Genomic DNA, 20563 nt, shown 5'->3' with positions numbered 1-20563 from the left:
CGTGCGAGGGTCACCGTGGAGCCCACCTTCACCCAAGGAACTCCCGCAGCGAACGCGGTTCGCGACCCAGGATGTCGGCCACGGTCGTGGTCGTGCCCGCCCAGCGTCCATCCCCTGTCTGGGCCATGAGTTCGGCCAGGTCACGGGCCGCTTGGGCGGGCATGCCGCGCTTCTCCAGGTGAACGGCGGCTTCCTCGACCGACTGGTCCACGTAACGTACGGTCCGGCCGAGTGCTCGGGTGAGCTCGGCGGCGATCTCGTCGTGTGTGGGCGCCACCGGCCCGGTGAGCTCGTACGTGGCGTCGGCGCCGACGGGACGCGTGAGCAACACGGCCGCCACCGCCGCGATGTCCCGCGCGTCGATGTAGCCGACCCTGCCTCTGCCGTACGCGCCGAAGATCCGCCCCTCCTCATCCACGTCGCCCGCGAGATTCTGCATGAAGCCGACCGGCGCCAGGATCGACCACGGCACCCCCGACGCCTTCAGATGCTCGTCGACCTCCCCGTGCATGCCGAACCCGAGCAGGCTGCCCGACGTCACGCCACGCACGGACACGGTCACCACCTGCGCCACGCCCGCGGCCGCCGCGTGATCGATGACCGCCTTGTGCGCTGCCACGAAACCCGGCCACAGCGCGCTGTTGAGAAAGAGCCTGTCACCCGGATCGAGCGGGATGCTCTCCGGCCGCTCCAGGTCGCCGACCACGTAGTCGCATCCCAGCCCCTCCCCCTGTTCCGCGCGCCGCACCACGGCTCGCACCGCACCGCCGAGTTCCTCGACCAGCGCGCGCCCGATCGTGCCCGTCGCACCCGTCACCACGATCATCGCAACCTCCTAAGCGGAATGTCGGCTTCCGGTTATATGATAAGCGGAAGCTTGTCGTCCACTTCAAGGGGAGATCAATGCGCGCCGATGCCCGCCGCAATCGGGACAGGATCCTGGAAGCGGCACGCGACGCCGTGGCCGAGCGCGGCGCGGACGCGCCGATGGAGCTGATCGCCCGCCGGGCCGGAGTCGGCGTCGGCACGCTCTACCGCCGCTTCCCCGACCGCGACACGCTGCTCGCCGCGCTGGCGGAGCAGTATGTTCACGAGCTCATGGACGCCCTCGACCACGCCGTGGCGGCCGAGCCTGACGCGTGGTCGGCCATTCGCGCCTTCGTCGTCTACAGCGTGGACAAGGGCCGCGGCGCCATCGCGGCCGCGCTGGCCGGGACCTCCGCGCCGCAGGCGAGGCAGGCGCTGGTGCGTCGACTGGACGAGCTGGTACGGCTGGCGCAGGCGGACGGCGCGATGCGGCCAGACGTCGGCACCGACGACCTCATGGAGCTGCTCAACGTGTTCGCCTGCCACCCGGACGTCATCCCGAAGCGCTTCCTCCCCCTCATGCTCGACGGCCTCGACCGGCGTTAGCCCTGCCGCGCGGCAGGTGATCGGTCCCGGACGATGGCGGCCCGGGACCGGCGGCAGCACGCTCGACAACCTATTTATCTAGCTGTACCATTTTTTATCTATGCAGATAAAAAAGCAGTCGAGAGACAGCGTCACCAACGCCGCACGCCGGACGCAGATCGTCCGGGCGGCCGTCGAAACCATCGCCGAGCTCGGCTACGACAAGGCCACCTTCGCGACCATCACTGAACGCGCCGGCCTCAGCAGCCCCCGTCTGATCTCGTACCACTTCGCGGGCAAGCAGGATCTCATCCGGCAGATCGTCGAAGACGTCTACCACGCGGGAGCCGCCTTCATCCTGGAGCGGATCAAGGCGCAGACCACCGCCTCAGGACGGCTGCGGGCCTACCTGGAGGCCAACCTGGAGTTCCTCCGAGAACATCCGATCGACCTGGCCGCTGTGACCGAGATCGGCCCCCATCTGCGGGACCAGGCCGGTGAGCCGTACTCCACCACCGGTTACCAGGAGCCGGGCGTCCAAGGACTCGTCATGCTGCTGGAGGAGGGACAGCGCGACGGCGAGTTCGGCGACTTCGACGCCCGATCGATGGCCGTCATGATCCGCGCGGTCATCGACGCGGCGGCCCCCCGGATGCGCGGCGAGCACCCGTTCGACTTCGACGCCTACCGCGAGACCGCTGTCGCCACATTCGTCCAGGCCACGCGGCGGGCTGCGGTGGAGCGGTGAGCGGGGTGCACCGCGGCCTGTTGAGCGTCGTGGCCCTGGAGCTCGCCGGACCGCTCGCGATCTTCTACGGGCTCAGGGCGGCCGGGGTGAGCCAGTGGATCGCCCTGCTGGCCGCCGGCGCGTTATCGGCGGCCCGAGCCGTCCACGACCTGGTGGTCGAGCGGCGCGTCAGCGGGATCACCGTGTTCGTGCTCGGCGCGATGATGCTCACCGTCGCCATGTCGTTCGTCGCCGGCAGCCCGCGCGTGCTGCTGATCCGCAACGCGTGGGGCACCTGCGCGCTGGGCCTGTGGGCGTTGATCACGCTCTGCGGCCGGCGCCCGTTCCTGTACGAGGCCATGCGCGTGATCTCCGATCGCGACAAACAGCAGCAGTGGGCGGCGAACTGGAGCGACCATCCGCCGTTCCGCCAAGTGCTCCGGGTCACCACGGCGGTGTGGGGGGCCGCGCTGCTGGCCGACGCGGCCCTGCGCGTCGTCATGGCCGCCACGCTGCCCATCGACGTGGTGCCGCTGCTGGACGACGTCCTGCTCATCATCACCCTCGCCGCCCTGCTCGCCTTCCAGCGCCTGTACGGCCGCGCCTACCTGCGCCGTCACGGTCTGCGGCTCAGGGGTGTCGAGCTGGTTCGCATACCAGTCGAAGCGCCTGGCCTGCCCGGGGAGTCGCGTTGACCGTGATGCTGATCACCGGCGGCGCGGGCGGCATCGGTGCTGCCATAGCACGGCGCATGGCCCGCAAGGGGAGCAAAGTGATCATCGCCGACAAGGAACGCTCACGTGGCGAGGAGGTCGCCGCCGAGATCGGCGCCCGGTTCGTGCCGGCCGATGTCTGCCGCCCGGAGGACAACGAGGCGGCGGTGGCCGAGGCGATCTCGGCCTACGGCACGCTCGACGTGGCCGTGCTCAACGCCGGCATCCCTGGCCAGTGCGGCTGGCACAACTTCACCCCCGCCGCCTACCGCGCAACCATCGCCACCAACCTGGACGGCATCGTCTACGGAATCCACGCCTGCCTACCGCACCTGCGCGGCGGCGGCTCGATCATCGTCACCTCCAGCCTGGCCGGCCTCAAGGAGGCTCCCGATCCGTTCTATGCCGCGAGCAAGCACGCCCTGATCGGCCTCGTCCGGTCCACGGCCACCCTCCTGGCCGGCGACGGCGTCAAGGTCAACGCGCTCTGCCCGGGCCTGGTCGACACCCCGCTGCTCGCCCCGTTCCGCGAGCTGCTCACCGAGGCGGGACACACCTTCGCCAGCCCTGACGAGGCGGCCGATGCGGTGGAGGCCATCCTGGCCGACGGACGGACCGGACAGGCCTGGGTCGTCCTGAACGGGCGACCCGCCTACCCGGCGCGATTCCCCGACGTGACGACCGGCGCGCCGGACGGATGTCACTGAGGTCATCGCCGGTGAGGCGATGCCGTACCTGCGCGTGGACGTGACCGAGTTCGGCGGTGGAGGCGCGGAGCTGGGCCGCGTTATCGCGCAGGCTGCGGCCCGGTCGGATCAGTGGTCGCGTGGTGCCGTGATCGCGTTCACCGAGTACGCGGTGTCGGGGGCGGGAGTCGTGGTGAAGCGGGCGTTGGGCAGGTAGAGCCGGTGGCCGAACGACGCCACGGTGCTGGGGACGTCGAAGCGCGGGTCCGTCAGCCGGTTCACGACCTGCCCAGAGGAGCCGTCGGCGGTCAGGCGGATGACGGTGACCGTGTTGAGCCGGTTCTGCACCACGTACAGTGTCCGGCCGTCCAGCAGCAGGCCGTCGCCGTTGACCAGGGACTCGCCGCCCAGGTTCACCTCCGTGGTGACGCCGGTGGCGGGGTCGGTCTTGAACAGCTTGCCGACGTTGGACTGGACGATGAGCAGGCTCTTGCGGTCGGGGGTCTGGGCGATGCCGTTGGCGTTGTTGCCGGTCGTGTACTGGATGGCGCCCGTGAGCGGCACCGGCACGGCCTGGTCGGGCAGCGCGCCGCGGCGACCGAGCGGCACCTTGTACAGGACGGGGTTGGTGGAGTCGGTGAACCAGGCCGCCTCCCGCGTGAGCACGACGTCGTTGACGAACGACGCCCCGGTGGCCAGCGGGTACGACTTGAGCACCGCCCCGGTACGGACGTCGATCACCCGGGCGTTCCCGGCGGTGCCGCCGGAGACGAACAGGCGGTCGCGCGAGTCGAGCTTGAGCCCCACCGAAGGGGTGCCGGGGCCCTTGCTGACGACGGCGCCCTGGCCGGTGCGCAGGTCGGCGCGGTAGATGTCGCCGTTGGCCAGGGAGCCCACGTAGGCCACGGGCCGGCTGCCGATAGCGATCCCCTCCGGCCGGAAGCCGTTGGGGAGCGCGATCGTGCCAGGCAGCGTCATAGCGTCAGGCAGCGTCATCGTGCCGGACAGCGTGGCCGTCCGCGCCGACGTACCGGGCAGCGTCGCCGCCTGCGCGAACGTGTCAGGCAACGTGGCCGCCGACGCGGGCGCGCCGGGCAAGGTGGCGAGCAGGGCGCAGAGCGCGGTCGTGAGGATCGCTGATCTCATGCGGCCCACGATGCCCCTGCCCCCCAGCCCGGCAAAGGCCCAAAGAGCCGGTTCACAGCTATTTCTGAGGAAATAATGCGAAATGTCAGACTTCGACTACTTCTACGCCCATGAGGTCGGCCAGAGCGCGCAGCTCGGCGGCGCGGTGGCCGGTGCCGAGGGACCAGTGGTGGGAGATGCCGGTGGCGCTCCAGTCGTCCGTCCACTCCCCCGGATCGCGGCCGAAGTCGACGCGGGACGTGGTGTTGCCGATCTTGAGGTGCGGGCCGTCCACGGTCTCGCCCTCCGACACGGCGAAGCCGAACCGGCCGTCACGCCGCTGGAGCAGCCCGAACGCCGTCACCGGCCCGTGCGCCACGTCGAACTCGACCGACACCCCCCACCCGCGCTTGCCGTGGAAGACGCCCAGTCCGCGCAGCAGCGGCTTGCGCGAGCTGATCGCCAGGTGGGCCGGCCCGTCGTGGCCCATCTCGACGTGACCGCGCAGGAAGTCGAGCGCCTGCAGCTCGGTGAACGAGCCGCCGCCGCCCAGCCGATCCATGATCAGCATGGCCAGCGAGGTCCGCAGCTCGTACTCCCCCGCCGCCGGGACGCCCCGCGCGGTGAGCAGTGACGAGCCGAGGATCATGCCCGCGCCGAGCCGTTCGTGGATCTCGCCGTCGAGCCCGCGGTGATAGTAGGCGAGGCTGTCCAGCTCGAAGTCGGCCACCAGCTGGTCCAGCCCGGCCGACACGCGGGCCGCCCACTCGAAGTCCTCGGGCACGACCGTGTCGGCCAGCTCGAACACCTCCCGCGCGAGCTCCATCCGCTCCTTGACCTGGGTGTCGGTGACCTTCTCGACGCGTACCCGCAGGTCGTCGAACTCCAGCACCTCCACGTGCCCGCCCAGATTGACCGGCACCAGCGTCAGGTCGGTGGCGACGTCGAGCATGCCCGGGTAGAGGTGGCCCATCAGCCCGTGCCGCCCGTCGCGCAGCGTGGCCCGTACGCCCGCCGCCTTCACCCACCGCTCGATCCGCGCCCAGGCCCGCTCGTCCTCCAGGTAGCCGGACACCGAACGGAACGGGATCCCGGCCCTGGTGAAGGTGTTGGCCATCTCCGGCAGCGGGCACGCGCCGCAGTAGGCCAGCCACTGCCCGGTGTCGAACGTCTCGTGGTCCATCGACTCCGACGGCTGCAGGTTGATCAGCAGCACCGGCGCGCCGCTGCGCTGCGCGATCGGCAGCAGCATGGTGGCGGTCATGTAGGTGGTGAGGAAGCCGACGATCAGGTCGCAGCCCGCCTCCCGCAGCCGTTCCGCCGCGGCCGCGCCCTGCTGGGCGTCGGAGATGAAGCCGACGTCGACCACTTCGCAGCCGAGCGTGCCCATGCGTTCGGAGACGCGCGCGGACGAGCGCTCCAGTTGCGGCAGCAGGTCGGGGAACTGCGGCCAGTACGCGCCGAGCCCGCCCGCCACGAGCCCGACCTTGGTGGGCCGCGCGGGGATCCGTTCGAGCGTCATGTCTTCTTGGTCTCCTCTTCCGGTCTTTCGGTCGTGGGCGGGGTATGCCGCCGTGACAGGTCGGGGCTTCGGCGAGAACGCGCCCCCAGAGCGGAGGGGGCGCGTTCCCCGGCGTACGAGCGTCAGCGCAGGAAGGCGGCGGCCACTCCCGCGTCGACCGGGATGTGCAGCCCGGTCGTCAGCGACAGTTCCCCGCCCGTGAGCGCGAACACCGCCGCGGCCACGTGCTCCGGCAGCACCTCCTGCTTGAGCAGCGTGCGCTGCGCGTAGAACTCGCCCAGGCGCTCCTCCTCGACCCCGTAGACGGCCGCCCGGTTGGCGCCCCAGCCGGAGGCGAAGATCCCCGAGCCGCGTACGACGCCGTCGGGGTTGACGCCGTTGACCCGGATGCCGTGCGGGCCCAGCTCGGCCGCGAGGAGGCGTACCTGGTGGGCCTGGTCGGCCTTGGCCGCGCCGTAGGCGACGTTGTTCGGCCCGGCGAAGACGGCGTTCTTGGAGGAGATGTAGACGATGTCGCCGCCCATGCCCTGGCTCAGCAGGACCCGCGCGGCTTCCCTGGAGACCAGGAACGAGCCGCGGGCCATCACGTCGTGCTGCAGGTTCCAGTCGTCGAGGGTGGTCTCCAGCAGCGAGCGCGACAGGGACAGGCCCGCGTTGTTGACCACCAGGTCGACGCCGCCGAAGGCGAGGACCGCCTGGCGTACCGCCTCGCCGATCTGCTCCTCGGACGTCACGTCCACGCCCACGGCGATCGCGACGTCCTGCGGCCGGTAGGCGGCACCGCCGAGTTCCGCGGCCACCTTGTCCGCGGCGCCCAGGTCGCGGTCGGCGACCACCACGCACGCGCCCTCGGCCGCCAGCCGCCTGGCGGTGGCGGCGCCGATGCCGGAGCCGCCGCCGGTCACGAACGCGACGCGCCCGGCCAGCGGCTTGGGCGCGGGCAGGCGGCGCAGCTTGGCCTCCTCCAGCTCCCAGTACTCGATGCGGAACTTCTCCGACTCCTCGATCGGCCGGTAGCTGGACAGCGCCTCGGCGCCGCGCATCACGTTGATCGCGTTGACGTAGAACTCCCCGGCGACCCGGGCGGTCTGCTTGTCCTTGCCGAAGCTGAACATGCCGACCCCGGGCACCAGCACGATCGCCGGGTCGGCGCCGCGCATCGGGGGCGAGTCAGGGGCCGCGTGCCGCTGGTAGTAGGCGGCGTAGTCCTCCCGGTACTGGGTGTGCAGCTCGCCGAGCCGGGTCAGGACGTCCGCGATCGGCGCGTCCGGCGGCAGGTCCACGACGAGGGGGGCGACCTTGGTGCGCAGGAAGTGGTCGGGGCAGGAGGTGCCGAGCGCGGCGAGCCGCGGGTGCTCGGCGCGGGCCAGGAAGTCGAGCACCTCGGGCGAGTCGGTGTAGTGACCGACCTGGCGGGCGTCGGTGCTCGCCAGGCCGCGGATCGCGGGGAACAGCTCGGCCGCGCGCCGGTGCCTGGCCTCCTCCGGCAGGGGTTCGTGGACGACGGCGCCGAACGGGTCCGGGCGGCCGTGGTCGGCGATGTACTGCTCGGCGGTACGGATGATCTCCAGGGAGTTCGCCTGGCACTCGGCGCTCGTCTCGCCCCAGGCGGTGATGCCGTGGCCGCCCAGGATGCAGCCGATGGCCTGCGGGTTGGCGGCCTTGATCGCGGAGATGTCGAGGCCGAGCTGGAAGCCGGGCCGCCGCCACGGCACCCAGACGACCCGGTCGCCGAAGACCCGCGCGGTCAGCTCTGGGCCATCGGCGGCGGTGGCGATCGCGATGCCGGAGTCGGGGTGAAGGTGGTCGACATGAGCGGAGTCGACCAGGGCGTGCATGGCGGTGTCGATCGACGGTGCGGCGCCGCCCTTGCCGTGCAGGCAGAAGTCGAACGCCGCCACCATCTCGTCCTCGCGCTCCTCGCCCGGGTAGACGCCGGTCAGCGCCCTGAACCGGTCCAGGCGCAGGACGGCCAGGCCGCCGGCGGTGAGCGTGCCCAGGTCGCCGCCGGAGCCCTTCACCCAGAGCAGCTCCACGTCCTGGCCCGTCACCGGGTCGTTCGCGGTGCCCTTGGCGGAGGCGTTGCCGCCGGCGAAGTTGGTGTTGCGCGGATCGGAGCCGAGCGTGTGCGCTCTTTCGAGCAGTTCGTTCATGGCGTCAGACATCAGGCCCCCCAGCCTGCCTGGTTGCCGCCGACACGGTCGGCGGCGATCTTCTCGAAGTATCCGGACTTGGCGTAGGCGGCCATCGGGTCGGGCGCGAGCCCCATCTCCTCCCGCAGCTCACCGAGCAGCGGGCGGACATCGGTGTTGTACGCGTCCATGAGCACGGCGTTGGCGCCCAGCACATCACCTTCCCGCTGGGCGGCGGCCAGCGCGTCGCGGTCGACGAGCAGCGCCTTGGCGGTGGCCTCCTGGACGTTCATCACCGAGCGGATCTGGCCGGGGATCTTGGGCTCGATGTTGTGGCACTGGTCGAGCATGAAGGCGGTCTCGGAGGTGTAACCACCGCCGCCGATGACCTCGAACATGATGCGGAACAGCTGGAACGGGTCTGCCGCGCCCACCATCAGGTCGTCGTCGGCGTAGAAGCGCGAGTTGAAGTCGAAGCCGCCGAGCTTGCCCTCACGCAGCAGGAACGCCACGATGAACTCGATGTTGGTGCCGGGCGCGTGGTGCCCGGTGTCGACCACGACCTGCGCCTTGTCACCCAGCTTGAGGCAGTGCGCGTAGGCGGTGCCCCAGTCGGGCAGGTCGGTCATGTAGAAGGCGGGCTCGAACAGCTTGTACTCCAGCAGGAACCGCTGCTCATCCCCGAGCCGCTCGTAGACCGCGGCGAGTGCCTCGGCGAGCCGGTCCTGCCGGGCCCTGATGTCGTCCTGGCCCGGGTAGTTGGTGCCGTCGGAGAACCACAGCTTGAGCGTGTCGGAGCCGGTGGCGTCCATGATGTCGACGCAGTCGAGCAGGTGCCGCAGCGCCTTGCGCCGCACCTCGGGATCGGGATGGGTGACGCTGCCGAGCTTGTAGTCGTCGTCCTGGAAGACGTTGGAGTTGATGGCCCCGATGGTCACCCCCTGCTCGGTCGCGTGCCGCGCGAGGTCAGCGTAGTCGTCGACCTTGTCCCACGGGATGTGCAGCGCCACGGTGGGCGCGATGCCCGTGTAGCGGTGCACCTGCGCCGCGTCGGCCAGCTTCTCGTACGGGTCGCGCGGCACGCCCTGCTGGGCGAACACCTTGAACCTCGTGCCGGAGTTGCCGTACGCCCAGGACGGCGTCTCTATACGCTGCTGCCGCAGCTGATCCTTGATCATCTTTTTCCCCAGATTTCGAGCAAGATTTCAAGCCAGGTGGAAAACTTCGGCCAGCGTGAGCAGCCCCTCGTCGGGCCGTCCGGCCTCGAAGAAGGGAGCCATCTCCGCCTGCCAGCGCGCGTTGACACCGGTCTCGGCCATCGCCTGCTGAGCCGCCTTGAAGTCGTCGGTCTCCAGGTAGCCCACCAGCAGTCCGTCGTCGCTCAGGAACAACGAGTAGTTACGCCACCCGGCCTTCGTCAGCGCTTCGAGCATCTCCGGCCAGACGGCCTGGTGCCGCTCCGCGTATTCGTCGAGCCGCTCGGGCCGCACTTTCAACACAAAACACACCCGCTCCATAACCAACCTCCTCTCATGTCCACCCCGCACGGACCCTCGCGGCGCCGGGGGGCCCGGCGCCCACAACGGCGCCGGGCCGGCTGGGAATCAAAAACCGTCAGTAGTCGAACTGGTCGATGTTCGCCGCGTCGAACGTGAACGGCGGGCCCAGGATGACCTCGCCCTGCTTGCCGATCGTGCGCTCGCCCAGCTTGCCCGCCTTGAACGTCTCCCCCTCGGCCCCGGTGATCTGCCCCGACACCAGCGCCGCGGCGGCGTAGGAGGCCAGGTAGCCGAGGTCCTTCGGGTTCCACAGCGCGAACTTCTCCACGGTCTTGTCCTTGACGAACTGCCGCATCTGGTTCGGCGTCCCGAGCCCCGTGAGCACGACCTTGCCCTTGTACTTGGAGCCGGAGATGTACCGGGCCGCCGCCGAGATGCCGACCGTGGTCGGGGAGATGATCCCCTTCAGGTTCGGGTACGCCTGCAGCAGGCCCTGCGTCTGGGTGAACGACTTCTGGTCGTCGTCGTCGCCGTAGGCCACCTTGACCAGCTTCATGTCCTTGTACTCGGGCTTGCCGAGCTCGTCCTTCATGAACTTGATCCAGGTGTTCTGGTTCGTGGCGTTCGCGGTGGCCGACAGGATGGCGATGTCGCCCTTGTTGCCGATCATCCCGGCGAGCAGCTTGACCTGGCTGCGGCCGACCTCCTCCGAGCTGGCCTGGTTGATGAACAGGTCACGGCACTCCGGGGCGGCGTCCGAGTCGTACGCGACGATCTTGATGCCCTTGGCGCGGGCCTGCTGGAGCGGCCCGCAGACGGCGTTGGCGTCGTTGGCGGCGATGAGGATCGCGTCGTGGCCCTGCTGGGTGAGCGTGTTGATGTAGGAGATCTGCGAGGAGGCCGACGCGTCGGACGGGCCGACCTCCTTGGCCTCGCCCTGATACTCCTTGGCCGCCTCGATGCCCGCGTTGTCGACGATCGTCTCGTAGGGGTTGTTGATCGCCTTGGGCAGGAAGGCCAGCTTCAGTCCCTGCTTGATCGGGGCGTTCGGGTCGGCCTTGGCGGCGGAAGAGGAGGAGGCGGGCGCCGGCGCGGGCGCCGAGGTCACGGTCGACTTGGTCGTACCGCTGCAGGCCGCCACGCCGAGAGCAAGCAGCGCGGTCACAGCGGTCAGGCGCATCGGGGTCATGGGGATCCTTTCAGAGCTGGCCTGACGAGCGAGACGAGACGGGGGGTGAGCACCGAGACGATGAGGAGCAGTCCAGTGACGATCGACTGGATCTCGGTCGAGACGTCGCCGAGCATGAGCAGGTTGCGCAGCAGCCCGATGAGCAGCACACCGGCGATGACGCCGCCGAGCGTGCCCTTGCCGCCGTCGAAGTCGACGCCGCCCAGGAGCACGGCGGCGATGACGGCGAGTTCGATGCCCACGCCGTTGTCGGCGCGGGCGGAGCCGTACCTGAGCGTGAAGACGACGCCGGCGAAGGCGGCGACGGTGCCGGAGATCACGAAGAGCAGCAGCTTGATGCGCTTGACCCGGATCCCGGCGAAGAACGCGGCCTGCTCCTGCGCGCCGATCGCGTACAGCGCCCGGCCGAAGCCGGTGGCGTGCAGGACCACGCCCACGGCGGCGGCCAGCAGGACGAACACCGCTATCGGGTAGGGGATGGGCGTCCCGGGCACGTCGTTCACGGCGAGCGCGGTGTAGTCCGGCGGGAACTGGGCGACCGCCCGGTCACCGAGCACGACGTAGGCGAGGCCGCGGTAGAGGGCGAGCGTGCCGATCGTGACGGCCAGCGAGGGCAGCCCGAGCCGGGTCACCAGCAGGCCGTTGACCAGGCCGCACACGGCGCCGGTCAGTACGGCGATCGGGATGATCGCCTCGATGGCCATGCCGCCGTCCCAGAGCGAGCCGACCAGCGCGCTGGAGAGCCCGAGCACGGAGGCGACCGACAGGTCCACCTCGGCGGCCACCACCAGCATGGTCATGGCCAGCGCGATGAGCGCGATCTCGCCCAGGTCCCCGAGCGCGAACGACAGGTTGTCGACGGTCGCGAAGCCGGGCGAGGTGAGCGAGCCGGCCGCGAACACCGCGATCAGCAGGGCGCCGACCAGCACGTCCCAGCGCAAGACCTTAGCCATGACGGCTCCTGTTCCTGAGCAGGCGGGCCAGTCTGAGAGCGAGCACCCGGTCCACGCTGATCGCCAGCAGGAGCAGCGCGCCGGTGATGGCCTGCTGCCAGAACGGGTTGACCCGGAGCACGACCAGCGCGCTGCCGATCGTGGTGAGCAGGAGCGCGCCGAGCGCCGCGCCGTACACGCTGCCGACGCCGCCGGTGATCGCGACGCCGCCCACCACGACCGCGCTGACCACGAGCAGCTCCCAGCCGTGCGCGGAGTCGGCGATGACCGTGCCGAACCTGGCCAGCCAGAGCACCCCCGCCAGCCCCGCGAGGCAGCCGCTGACCAGGTAGGCGAGCAGGATCCGCCGTCTGACGGGCACGCCGGCGAGCCGGGCGGCCTCCGGGCTGGAGCCGATCGCGTAGAACTCCCGGCCACTCGGGTAGGACCGCAGGTAGTAGCCGATCGCCACCATGATCACCAGCGTGATGAGCGGCAGGTACGGCACCCCGAGCACCGAGCCGTTGCCCAGCGACAGCAGTCCCGGCGGCAGGTTGACCGCGTTGATCTGCCGCCCGTGGGCGATGTAGTGGTCGATCCCCTGGATCACGTAGAGGGTGCCGAGCGTCACCACCAGGGCGGGGACCCGGCAGAAGCTGACCAGCAGGCCGTTGATCAGCCCGCAGGCCGCGCCGATCGCCACCCCGAGCAGGACGGCGGGCAGGATGCCCCAGCCGCTGGCCAGCTGGTCGCCGGTCACGAAGGCGACCAGCCCCACCACCGAGCCGACGGACAGGTCGAGGTTGCGGGTGATCACCACCATGGACTGGCCGACGGCCAGCAGCGCGAGGGTGGCGGTGTTGAGCAGGATGTCCTCGATGCCCTGCCCGGACAGGAAGTTGCCGTTGACGCTGGCCGTGACGCCGACGAGTGCGGCCAGCGCGATGACCAGGCTCAGCTCGCGGGCGCGGAACACCAGGTCGACGAGGCCGCGGGCGCTGCGCGCGGGCGTCGTCTGCTCGGGTGGCGCGGTGGCCGTCGTCATGCGGCCCTCCCGGTGGCGGCGTTCATCACGCTCTCTTCTGTCGCGTCGGCGCGGGAGAGCTCGGCGGTCAGCCGCCCCTCGTGCATGACCAGCACGCGGTCGGCCATGCCCAGCACCTCCGGCAGGTCGGAGGAGATCATGAGCACCGCGATGCCCTGCCCGGCCAGCTCCGACAGCAGCCGGTGCACCTCCGCCTTGGTGCCGACGTCGATGCCGCGGGTCGGCTCGTCCACGATCAGTACGGACGGCTTCGTGGCCAGCCACTTGGCCAGCACGACCTTCTGCTGGTTGCCGCCGGACAGCACGCCCACCCCGTCGCTGAGCCGGGCGAACTTCAGTTGCAGCCGCACCGCCCAGTCCTTGGCCCGGTCGCGCTCGGCCGTACGGGAGATCGTCACTCCCCTGCGCAGCGAGCCCAGCCCGGTCAGGCCGATGTTGCGCTCGATCGACAGCTCCATGACCAGCCCCTGCTGGCGGCGGTCCTCCGGCACCAGGGCCAGGCCCGCGCCCATCGCCGCCGTGGGACTCCCGGCGGGCAGCGGCCGGCCGGCCACCGAGACGGAGCCCGCGTCCCAGCGGTCCACCCCGAACACCGCCCTGGCCACCTCGCTGCGCCCGGCGCCCACCAGACCGGCGAGCGCGACGATCTCGCCCCGCCGGACCTGGAAGGAGACGTCGGTGAAGACGCCTTCGCGGGTCAGCCGGTCCACCTGGAGGGCGACCTCGCCGAGCTCGGCCGCCTCCTTGGGGTAGAGCGTGCCGAGCTCGCGGCCCACCATGCGCCGGACCAGGTCGTCGTGGGTGAGACCGGCGACCGGCTCGCTGGCGATCCACGCGCCGTCGCGCAGCGTCGTGACCCGCTGGCAGAGCGAGAAGATCTCATCCAGCCGGTGCGAGATGAACAGGATCGCGCAGCCGTGCTCGCGCAGCGCCTCGACCACCGAGAACAGCCGCGCCACCTCGTTGCCCGACAGCGCGGCCGTCGGCTCGTCCATGACCAGGACGCGGGCCTCGCGGGAGAGGGCCTTGGCGATCTCGACGAGCTGCTGGTCGGCGATGGACAGGCCGCGCGAGGGCTGCTCGGGGTCGAGTGCGACGCCGAGCCGCTCGAACAGCCGCCGCGCCTGGCCGTGCATCTCCTTGCGGTCGATGCGGCCCAGGGTGCGGCGGGGCTGGCGGCCCATGAAGATGTTCTCGGCCACGGACAGGTCGGGGAAGAGCGTGGGCTCCTGGTAGATGACCGCCACGCCGGCCTGCTGGGCGTCGGCCGGTCCGGTGAAGACGACCGGCTCGCCGTTCAGCAGGACCTGGCCGGTGTCGGGCCGGTGGACGCCCGCGAGCGTCTTGACCAGGGTGGACTTGCCCGCGCCGTTCTCCCCCGCGAGCGCGTGCGCCTCGCCGGCGAACAGTTCGAGTGAGACGTCGCGCAGCGCTCGTACGGCCCCGAACGACTTGCTGACGTTCGCGAGCGCGAGGGTGGGGGCACCGCTCATGCATCCTCCGGACAACAAACGTTTTAATCGCGACGAACCCGGAATCTAAGCGCTGGACCAGCAGGCGTCAATGCCTTCACCTGTCTTCTGGCGTCTTTGTGATTGTTACGTTTTAATCGGGGGGTGCGATTCACTGCAGTGGACCTTGGCGCCTCCAGCGGGCGGGTCATGAGTGCCGACGTGTCGGCCGACAGCGTGCGGCTCGTAGAGGAACACCGTTTCGTCAACCGGCCCGTACGCGTGGCCGGGACGCTGCACTGGGACATCCTCTCCCTCTACCAGGGGGTGCTCGACGGGCTGCGCAGGGCCGGGCCCGCCGAGTCGGTCGGCATCGACGCGTGGGCCATCGACTACGGCCTGCTCGACCGTGACGGAGCGCTGATCGGCAACCCGGTGCACTACCGCGACGGGCGTACCGAGAAGGTGACCGAGCGGATCGATCCGTACGAGGTGACCGGGCTGCAGTTCCTCCGGTTCAACACGATCAACCAACTCGCCTGCGACCGGCTGGACCGGGCCGAGACGATGCTGCTCATCCCCGACCTCCTGGGCTACTGGCTGACCGGCGAACGCGGCGCCGAGCGCACCAACGCCTCGACGACCGGCCTGTACGACGTCACCAAGCGGGACTGGGCCTGGGACCTGATCGACCGCCTCGGCCTCCCAAGCCGGATTTTTCCCGAAATTTCGGATGGCGGCGTCGCGGAGCTGCGGCCCGACGTGGCCGCCGAGATCGGCTACACCACCTCCCTGGCCCGGGTGGGCTCGCACGACACCGCCTCGGCCGTGGTCGGCGTGCCCGCCACCGGTGACCGCTTCGCCTACATCTCCTGCGGCACCTGGTCCCTGGTCGGCGTGGAGCTGCCCGCCCCGGTGCTCACGGAGGAGAGCCGTCTGGCCAACTTCACCAACGAGGCCGGCATCGACGGCACCACCCGCTACCTGCGCAACGTCATGGGCCTGTGGATCCTGCAAGAGTGCCTGCGGGTGTGGGGCGACCCCGCGCTGGAGCCGCTGCTCGCCGCCGCCGCCGAGGCCAGGACCGAGGCGGTCATCGATCCGGACGATCCGTCGTTCCTGCCGCCGGGCGACATGCCCGCCCGGATCGCGGACTACTGCGCGCGTACGGGGCAGGCGGCGCCGGAGGATCGGGCGCAGGCCGTACGATGCATCCTGCAGAGCCTCGCCCTCGCCTACCAGCGGGCCGTCGCCGACGCCGTCCGGCTGAGCGGACGGCCGGTCGAGGTCGTCCACCTGGTGGGCGGCGGATCGCGCAACGCGTTGCTGTGCCAGCTCACCGCCGACGCCACCGGCCTGCCGGTCGTCGCGGGCCCCGTCGAGGCGGCCGCCCTGGGGAACGCGCTGGTCCAGGCGCGGGCGCGCGGCCTGGTCGGCGACCTGGCCGGCATGCGGGCTCTGGTACGACGAAGCGAGAGCCTGCGCACCTACGAGCCACGGGGGCACCCATGACCGAGCTTGCCGAGGTCATCTCATGAGACGGACGGAGGAGGGCTCGTGACCACGGTGAGCATCAAGGACGTCGCGGCCCGGGCGGGCGTGTCGCCCGGCACGGTGTCCAACGTGCTCAACCGTCCTGAGAAGGTGGCCGACTCCACCCGGATCCGGGTCGAGTCGACCATCAGGGAGCTCGGCTTCGTCAGGCACGGCTCCGCCTCGACGCTGCGGGCCGGCCACAGCCGCACGGTCGGCCTGTCCGTGATCGACATCGGCAACCCGTTCTTCACCGACGTGGCCGCCGGGGTGGAGGACGTGGCCAGCGAGCGCGGCTACGCCGTCATCCTCGGCAACTCCTCGGGCAGCCGGATGAAGGAGGAGCGCAACCTGCTGGTGTTCGCCGAGCAGCGGGTGCGCGGGGTGCTCATCACGCCGTCGGACGAGGATCCGGGCCGGCTCGACCAGCTGCGGGGACGCGGCATCTGCGTGGTGCTCGTCGACCATCCGGCCGAGCGCTCCGACCAGTGCGCGGTCGCCGTGAACGACGTGACCGGCGGCTCGATGGCCGTCGCCCACCTGCTGGAGGGCGGCGCGGGCAGCCTCGGCTACGTCACCGGACCCCCCGTGATCCGCCAGTGCCAGGACCGCAAGCGCGGCGCCGAGCAGGCGATGGCCGCCGCCGGCCGCGAGCCGCGCGAGCTGCTCGAGGTCGCGATGCCCGCGATGACGGCGAAGGCGGGCCAGCAGGCGGCCGAGATGCTGATCGCCGAGGGGACGCTTCCGGACGCGCTGTTCTGCGCCAACGACCTGCTCGCGCTCGGCATGCTGCGCGGCCTGCTCCAGGCGGGCGTACGGGTGCCTCAGGACGTGTCGCTGATCGGCTATGACGACATCGACTTCGCCTCGGCCTCCACGGTGTCGCTGACCTCCGTCCGGCAGCCCACGTACCAGCTCGGCCGGGTGGCCACCGAGCTGCTGCTCGACGAGTGCGACAACCCGGGGACGCACGCGCACCAGCAGATCATGTTCCAACCGGACCTCGTCGTCAGGGAGTCCACGCGGTAGGTTGTGGCGGAAACCGACAAACGGGGTTGATCATGTCAAATGGTGCCCGTCATGTGCTCGGGGTGGTCGCGGGACTGCTCCTCCCTCCGCTGATCGCCGTCGGACTCTTCTACGGCGTCGGTGAGTTCAGCCGCAGCTTCCAGCAGTTCGTCATCTCCTGGGCCGGGATCGGCGCGGTCGTTGTCTCGGGGATCCTGCTCGCGCCGCTGCTCTCCTCGCGGCTGTCGCCCGTCGCCTCGCTGGTGGGCGGGCTGGAGTTCACCGCCTTCGGGCTGCTGCCGATTCTGGACGTCAGCGGCCTCCATCTGATGCCCGAACGGATCTTCTCCGAGGTCTTCTGGGGCGGGTTCCTGACCCTGACCTACTCCGGGGTGCTGCTGATGTTGGGCGTGCTGCTGCTGGTGGGCTCGGCCTTCCCGTCGCGCTGGCGCTCGACGCCGCAGCCCCTTCCGGCCGGGCCCACGTACGGCCTGATCCCGCCGTACCGGGGACCGGAGGACGCGACCCGGCCGATCCACCGCGAGTAAGCGGTACGGGGTCGTGGCCTGGCAGAATGCCGCCATGCGCGACTCCAGGATCACCGACTTCCTCGCCCAGCTCGCCGCACACGTGCCCGCGCCGGGAGGCGGCGCCACGGCGGCCCTGCACGCCGCGCAGGCCGCCGCGCTGCTCGGCATGGTCGCCCGCTACACCACAGGGGAGAAGTACACCGGCCACGCCGAGACCATCGTCGCGGTGATCGCCGAGACCGACACGATGCGCGCGCGGGCGCTGCGCCTGCTGGAGGAGGACGCGGCGGCCTTCACCGCGGTGACGGACGCCTACCGGCTGCCGAAGGGCCCGGAGCGCAGCGCGGCGATCGCCGCGGCCCTCGTCGGCGCGGCCGAGCCGCCCGCCAGGGTGGTCGAGACGGCCACGCGACTGGTCGAGCTCTGCGAGCAACTCCTGCCGATCGGCAACCCCAACGTGGTCACGGACGTGGCGGCGGCGGCCGAGGCGGCCCGCGCCGCGCTCACGACCGCGCGGGTGAACGTCGAGGTCAACTTGGGCGGCATCAAGGACGAGAAGGCCCTCCACCGGCTCCGGGCCCGGCTGGCCGATGTGGACGCCACGGTCGCCAGGGCGGAGTGGGTGACGGCCAGGGTCCGCGAGGGCCTCACCGCCACGTGACGCTACCCGGCTCCCTGCCGCACATCGCGTCCCCTTGGGGGAGCTGTGGCGGGGGATGGTCATGTGGTCGGCGGGCCGTACGAGAGGATCTATGGGTGAAGACGCTCACGGGTAAGGAACTGGCCGCCGCCATCAGGGCGGAGGCGGCGGCGCGGGTGGCGGCCGGGCCGCAGCCGAAGCTGGCCGTCGTCGTCGCGACCGCCGACGAGGCGAGCCTCTGGTACGTACGCTCGATCGCCAAGGCCGCCGCAGGTGTGGGCATCGCCTTCGAGCTGGCCGACCTCGGCCCCGAAGCCACGGCCACCGGCATCCGTGAGACGCTCGAACGGCTCAGCGCCGACCCCGACGTGCACGGCGTCATGCTGCAGACCCCGCTCCCCCCGGGCGTGTCGGCGCAGGAGCTGGCCGCCGCCATCGACCCGGCCAAGGACGTGGACGGCGCCAACCCGCTGTCCCTGGGCCGGCTGGCCGCCGGGCTGCCCGCGTTCGCCCCGGCCACCGCGGCCGCCGTGCTGGCCCTCCTCGACCACTACGGAGTCGAGCTGGCGGGCCGCCGGGCCGTGGTCGTCGGCCGTTCGACGGTGGTCGGCAAGCCCCTGGCGCACCTGCTGCTCGACCGGAACGCGACGGTGACCGTCTGCCACTCGCGCACCCGCGACCTGCCGGCCGTCACGTCCACGGCCGAGGTGCTGGTCGCGGCCGTGGGCCGGGCCGGGCTGATCGGGGCGGAGCACGTGGCGCCCGGCGCGGTCGTCATCGACGTCGGCACCAACCCGACCGACGACGGCGGGCTGGCCGGCGACGTGGCCTCCGCCGCGGTCGCGGACCGAGCCGGGGCGCTGACTCCGGTCCCGGGCGGCGTGGGCCCGGTGACGACCGCACTCCTGCTGCGGCACACCGCGCAGTCGGCGGGCCTGATGTGAGCACGCGGACGACCGGAGTCGACGCGTGAAGGGCAAGGAAGATGGCGACGCTGGAGGGTGTCGATGCGTGACGTGCTGATCGTGCAGAACAGCAGGAGCGGCGGCCCCGGCCGCCTCGGCGGCTGGCTGGAGGAGGCTGGGCTGCGGCTGGACGTCGTACCCGCCTACGACGGCGCCCCACTCCCTGCCAGGCTGTCGCACGACGCCATGATCATGCTGGGCGGCGGCTTCCTGCCGAGCGACGACGACCGCGCGCCATGGCTGGCCACGGCCAGGAGCCTGATGGCGCAGACGCTGGACGAGGGCGTGCCGATGTTCGGCATCTGCCTGGGCGGTCAGATGCTGGCCGAGGTCGCGGGCGGCGAGGTGACCCCTGACGCGGGCGCCCCGGAGAACGGCAGCCTCCCCGTGACGCTGCGGCCCGAAGCCGACGACGACACGCTCTTCCACAGCCTGCCCGAGGTGGTGCCCGCCATCGAGCACCACGTCGACGCGGTCACCGCCCTGCCGCCGGAGGCGGTCTGGCTGGCGCAGACCACGGCCTGCCCGTACCAGGCCTTCCGGGTCGGGGAGCAGGCGTGGGGGGTGCAGTTCCATCCGGAGGTGCTGCCGGCGCGCATCCGCGAGTGGCGGGTCGACGGCTTCGACCCTGACGAGGTCTACGCGCGGGCGGTGGCCGACGAGCCGGTGTCGACGCCGATCTGGCGCGAGGTGGCCACCCGCTTCGCCAAGCTCGAATGACCTCCTCTCCTCGCGACCTCTCCTCGCGACCTCTCCTCGCGAACCGAGGGCGCGGGATTCCACGTTCAGGGAGTCTTGATGAGTCGCTACCCCGCCGGGCTTACGGCGCTCGTGGTGCCCATCCCGGAGACCGAGCCGGTCGTGGGCCGCTGGCGGACCGTGCTCGACCCGTCCGCGGCGTACGGGGTACCGGCGCACGTGACGGTGATGTATCCGTTCCAGCCGCTCGACGCCGTCGATCGGGCGGCGCTGGCTGAGCTCTTCGCCGGGTACGCGGCCTTCGACGTGGTGTTCGCCAGGTGTGCGCGGCTACCCGGGTTGTTGTATCTGGAGCCGGTGCCCGGTGAGCCGTTCGTCCGGCTCACACACGCGGTGACCGCACGCTGGCCCGAGGCCCGACCGTATGGGGGCAAGTACGAAACGGTAATGCCGCACCTTTCGGTCGGGTACGAGAGCGACGGCGCCGCCCTCGACGAGGCGGGGACGGCGATCGAGCGCGGGCTGCCGGTCACGGCGCGGGTGGGGGTAGTCCAACTGGTGGCCTACGACGGTGCGGTCTGGCGGACAATCGCGGACTTCCCGTTGGCAGCGGCGGACTCGCCGGCCTAGGCACACGTCGGACGATCGACACCGCGCATCTCACGTACGTGCTCGCACTCCCCAGACCCACGACCTACGAACTCATAATCCGTGGGTCGTGGGTTCAAGTCCCACCCGCCCTACTCACCAATACGCCATCGTCAAGATACGAATC

At 70.9% G+C, this 20563-nt stretch carries 21 protein-coding genes; 11 read left to right on the top strand and 10 right to left on the bottom strand.

The window, feature by feature from the left end:
* Positions 1 to 28: 28 nt before the first annotated feature.
* Entirely contained in the window at positions 29 to 826 is a 798-nt protein-coding gene (locus LDL49_RS35895) for an NAD(P)H-binding protein (RefSeq protein ID WP_225297998.1), read from the bottom strand.
* Positions 827 to 903: 77 nt separating this feature from the next.
* Between LDL49_RS35895 and LDL49_RS35890 the strand changes: the two genes are divergently transcribed.
* The 4 genes from LDL49_RS35890 (at position 904) to LDL49_RS35875 (ending at position 3539) form a co-directional block, all read left to right on the top strand.
* Positions 904 to 1413, top strand: coding sequence for a TetR/AcrR family transcriptional regulator (locus tag LDL49_RS35890; protein ID WP_225297997.1), 510 nt, complete (start codon positions 904 to 906; stop codon positions 1411 to 1413).
* A 100-nt stretch (positions 1414 to 1513) separates the two neighbouring features.
* Entirely contained in the window at positions 1514 to 2140 is a 627-nt protein-coding gene (locus LDL49_RS35885) for a TetR/AcrR family transcriptional regulator (RefSeq protein ID WP_225297996.1), read from the top strand.
* Positions 2137 to 2814 (top strand): VC0807 family protein, encoded by a 678-nt coding sequence (locus LDL49_RS35880; RefSeq protein WP_225297995.1) that lies wholly within the window; start codon positions 2137 to 2139, stop codon positions 2812 to 2814. The genes LDL49_RS35885 and LDL49_RS35880 overlap by 4 nt, the downstream gene beginning before the upstream one ends.
* A 5-nt stretch (positions 2815 to 2819) precedes the next feature.
* Complete coding sequence (locus tag LDL49_RS35875) at positions 2820 to 3539, top strand: SDR family NAD(P)-dependent oxidoreductase (RefSeq protein ID WP_225298294.1); 720 nt, start codon at positions 2820 to 2822, stop codon at positions 3537 to 3539.
* A gap of 108 nt (positions 3540 to 3647) precedes the next feature.
* On the opposite strand, the gene LDL49_RS35870 is transcribed toward LDL49_RS35875, so the two are convergent.
* From LDL49_RS35870 to LDL49_RS35830, 9 genes are all read right to left on the bottom strand, one after another.
* Positions 3648 to 4664: an SMP-30/gluconolactonase/LRE family protein gene (locus LDL49_RS35870; protein ID WP_225297994.1), complete on the bottom strand. Its 1017-nt coding sequence runs from the start codon at positions 4662 to 4664 to the stop codon at positions 3648 to 3650.
* 85 nt (positions 4665 to 4749) lie between these two features.
* A complete protein-coding gene (locus LDL49_RS35865; protein WP_225297993.1) occupies positions 4750 to 6165 on the bottom strand; it encodes an L-fucose/L-arabinose isomerase family protein in 1416 nt (471 codons plus the stop codon).
* Positions 6166 to 6287: 122 nt separating this feature from the next.
* Positions 6288 to 8330 carry a bifunctional aldolase/short-chain dehydrogenase gene (locus LDL49_RS35860; protein ID WP_225297991.1) on the bottom strand — a complete coding sequence of 681 codons (2043 nt, stop codon included), beginning with the start codon at positions 8328 to 8330 and terminating at the stop codon, positions 6288 to 6290.
* Complete coding sequence (gene rhaI, locus LDL49_RS35855; protein WP_225297989.1) at positions 8330 to 9475, bottom strand: L-rhamnose isomerase; 1146 nt, start codon at positions 9473 to 9475, stop codon at positions 8330 to 8332. The genes LDL49_RS35860 and rhaI overlap by 1 nt, the downstream gene beginning before the upstream one ends.
* Positions 9476 to 9502: 27 nt before the next feature.
* Complete coding sequence (locus LDL49_RS35850; RefSeq protein ID WP_225297987.1) at positions 9503 to 9814, bottom strand: L-rhamnose mutarotase; 312 nt, start codon at positions 9812 to 9814, stop codon at positions 9503 to 9505.
* 97 nt (positions 9815 to 9911) lie between these two features.
* Positions 9912 to 10985, bottom strand: a complete 1074-nt coding sequence (gene rhaS, locus LDL49_RS35845; protein ID WP_225297986.1) for a rhamnose ABC transporter substrate-binding protein — start codon at positions 10983 to 10985, stop codon at positions 9912 to 9914.
* The gene (locus LDL49_RS35840; protein ID WP_225297983.1) at positions 10982 to 11938 is read right to left on the bottom strand and encodes an ABC transporter permease; all 957 of its coding nucleotides are present in this window, start codon (positions 11936 to 11938) and stop codon (positions 10982 to 10984) included. Before LDL49_RS35840 ends, rhaS begins: the two co-directional genes overlap by 4 nt.
* Positions 11931 to 12962 (bottom strand): ABC transporter permease, encoded by a 1032-nt coding sequence (locus tag LDL49_RS35835; RefSeq protein ID WP_225297981.1) that lies wholly within the window; start codon positions 12960 to 12962, stop codon positions 11931 to 11933. Before LDL49_RS35835 ends, LDL49_RS35840 begins: the two co-directional genes overlap by 8 nt.
* On the bottom strand, positions 12959 to 14455 hold the full coding sequence (locus LDL49_RS35830; RefSeq protein WP_225297980.1) for a sugar ABC transporter ATP-binding protein: 1497 nt from the start codon (positions 14453 to 14455) through the stop codon (positions 12959 to 12961). Before LDL49_RS35830 ends, LDL49_RS35835 begins: the two co-directional genes overlap by 4 nt.
* Positions 14456 to 14623: 168 nt before the next feature.
* On the opposite strand from LDL49_RS35830, the gene LDL49_RS35825 reads away from it, so the two are divergent.
* From LDL49_RS35825 to LDL49_RS35795, 7 genes are all read left to right on the top strand, one after another.
* Positions 14624 to 15925 (top strand): rhamnulokinase, encoded by a 1302-nt coding sequence (locus LDL49_RS35825; protein WP_372470510.1) that lies wholly within the window; start codon positions 14624 to 14626, stop codon positions 15923 to 15925.
* A 45-nt stretch (positions 15926 to 15970) separates the two neighbouring features.
* Positions 15971 to 16975, top strand: coding sequence for a LacI family DNA-binding transcriptional regulator (locus LDL49_RS35820; RefSeq protein ID WP_225297976.1), 1005 nt, complete (start codon positions 15971 to 15973; stop codon positions 16973 to 16975).
* A gap of 32 nt (positions 16976 to 17007) precedes the next feature.
* A complete protein-coding gene (locus LDL49_RS35815) occupies positions 17008 to 17502 on the top strand; it encodes a hypothetical protein (RefSeq protein ID WP_225297974.1) in 495 nt (164 codons plus the stop codon).
* A 34-nt stretch (positions 17503 to 17536) separates the two neighbouring features.
* The gene (locus LDL49_RS35810; RefSeq protein WP_225297973.1) at positions 17537 to 18145 is read left to right on the top strand and encodes a cyclodeaminase/cyclohydrolase family protein; all 609 of its coding nucleotides are present in this window, start codon (positions 17537 to 17539) and stop codon (positions 18143 to 18145) included.
* A gap of 95 nt (positions 18146 to 18240) precedes the next feature.
* Positions 18241 to 19068, top strand: a complete 828-nt coding sequence (locus LDL49_RS35805) for a bifunctional 5,10-methylenetetrahydrofolate dehydrogenase/5,10-methenyltetrahydrofolate cyclohydrolase (protein ID WP_225297971.1) — start codon at positions 18241 to 18243, stop codon at positions 19066 to 19068.
* A 63-nt stretch (positions 19069 to 19131) separates the two neighbouring features.
* Positions 19132 to 19809, top strand: coding sequence for a type 1 glutamine amidotransferase (locus LDL49_RS35800; RefSeq protein ID WP_225297969.1), 678 nt, complete (start codon positions 19132 to 19134; stop codon positions 19807 to 19809).
* A 78-nt stretch (positions 19810 to 19887) separates the two neighbouring features.
* Positions 19888 to 20418, top strand: a complete 531-nt coding sequence (locus LDL49_RS35795) for a 2'-5' RNA ligase family protein (RefSeq protein ID WP_225297967.1) — start codon at positions 19888 to 19890, stop codon at positions 20416 to 20418.
* Positions 20419 to 20563: the final 145 nt, after the last annotated feature.

Source organism: Nonomuraea aurantiaca (assembly GCF_020215705.1).
GTDB classification, from domain to species: domain Bacteria; phylum Actinomycetota; class Actinomycetes; order Streptosporangiales; family Streptosporangiaceae; genus Nonomuraea; species Nonomuraea aurantiaca.
The sequence above is the reverse complement of the archived record's forward strand: the minus strand, read 5'-3'. Positions and strand labels throughout refer to the sequence as shown.

Bases quoted from the DNA above. Each gene is read 5' to 3' on its own strand.
- rhaI (WP_225297989.1), bottom strand. From the start codon at position 9,475: ATGATCAAGGATCAGCTGCGGCAGCAGCGTATAGAGACGCCGTCCTGG.
- LDL49_RS35810 (WP_225297973.1), top strand. From the start codon at position 17,537: ATGCGCGACTCCAGGATCACCGACTTCCTCGCCCAGCTCGCCGCACAC.
- LDL49_RS35815 (WP_225297974.1), top strand. From the start codon at position 17,008: ATGTCAAATGGTGCCCGTCATGTGCTCGGGGTGGTCGCGGGACTGCTC.
- rhaS (WP_225297986.1), bottom strand. From the start codon at position 10,985: ATGACCCCGATGCGCCTGACCGCTGTGACCGCGCTGCTTGCTCTCGGC.
- LDL49_RS35830 (WP_225297980.1), bottom strand. From the start codon at position 14,455: ATGAGCGGTGCCCCCACCCTCGCGCTCGCGAACGTCAGCAAGTCGTTC.
- LDL49_RS35800 (WP_225297969.1), top strand. From the start codon at position 19,132: ATGCGTGACGTGCTGATCGTGCAGAACAGCAGGAGCGGCGGCCCCGGC.
- LDL49_RS35885 (WP_225297996.1), top strand. From the start codon at position 1,514: ATGCAGATAAAAAAGCAGTCGAGAGACAGCGTCACCAACGCCGCACGC.
- LDL49_RS35860 (WP_225297991.1), bottom strand. From the start codon at position 8,330: ATGTCTGACGCCATGAACGAACTGCTCGAAAGAGCGCACACGCTCGGC.
- LDL49_RS35825 (WP_372470510.1), top strand. From the start codon at position 14,624: ATGAGTGCCGACGTGTCGGCCGACAGCGTGCGGCTCGTAGAGGAACAC.
- LDL49_RS35835 (WP_225297981.1), bottom strand. From the start codon at position 12,962: ATGACGACGGCCACCGCGCCACCCGAGCAGACGACGCCCGCGCGCAGC.
- LDL49_RS35870 (WP_225297994.1), bottom strand. From the start codon at position 4,664: ATGAGATCAGCGATCCTCACGACCGCGCTCTGCGCCCTGCTCGCCACC.
- LDL49_RS35865 (WP_225297993.1), bottom strand. From the start codon at position 6,165: ATGACGCTCGAACGGATCCCCGCGCGGCCCACCAAGGTCGGGCTCGTG.
- LDL49_RS35840 (WP_225297983.1), bottom strand. From the start codon at position 11,938: ATGGCTAAGGTCTTGCGCTGGGACGTGCTGGTCGGCGCCCTGCTGATC.
- LDL49_RS35850 (WP_225297987.1), bottom strand. From the start codon at position 9,814: ATGGAGCGGGTGTGTTTTGTGTTGAAAGTGCGGCCCGAGCGGCTCGAC.
- LDL49_RS35890 (WP_225297997.1), top strand. From the start codon at position 904: ATGCGCGCCGATGCCCGCCGCAATCGGGACAGGATCCTGGAAGCGGCA.
- LDL49_RS35895 (WP_225297998.1), bottom strand. From the start codon at position 826: ATGATCGTGGTGACGGGTGCGACGGGCACGATCGGGCGCGCGCTGGTC.
- LDL49_RS35875 (WP_225298294.1), top strand. From the start codon at position 2,820: ATGCTGATCACCGGCGGCGCGGGCGGCATCGGTGCTGCCATAGCACGG.
- LDL49_RS35795 (WP_225297967.1), top strand. From the start codon at position 19,888: ATGAGTCGCTACCCCGCCGGGCTTACGGCGCTCGTGGTGCCCATCCCG.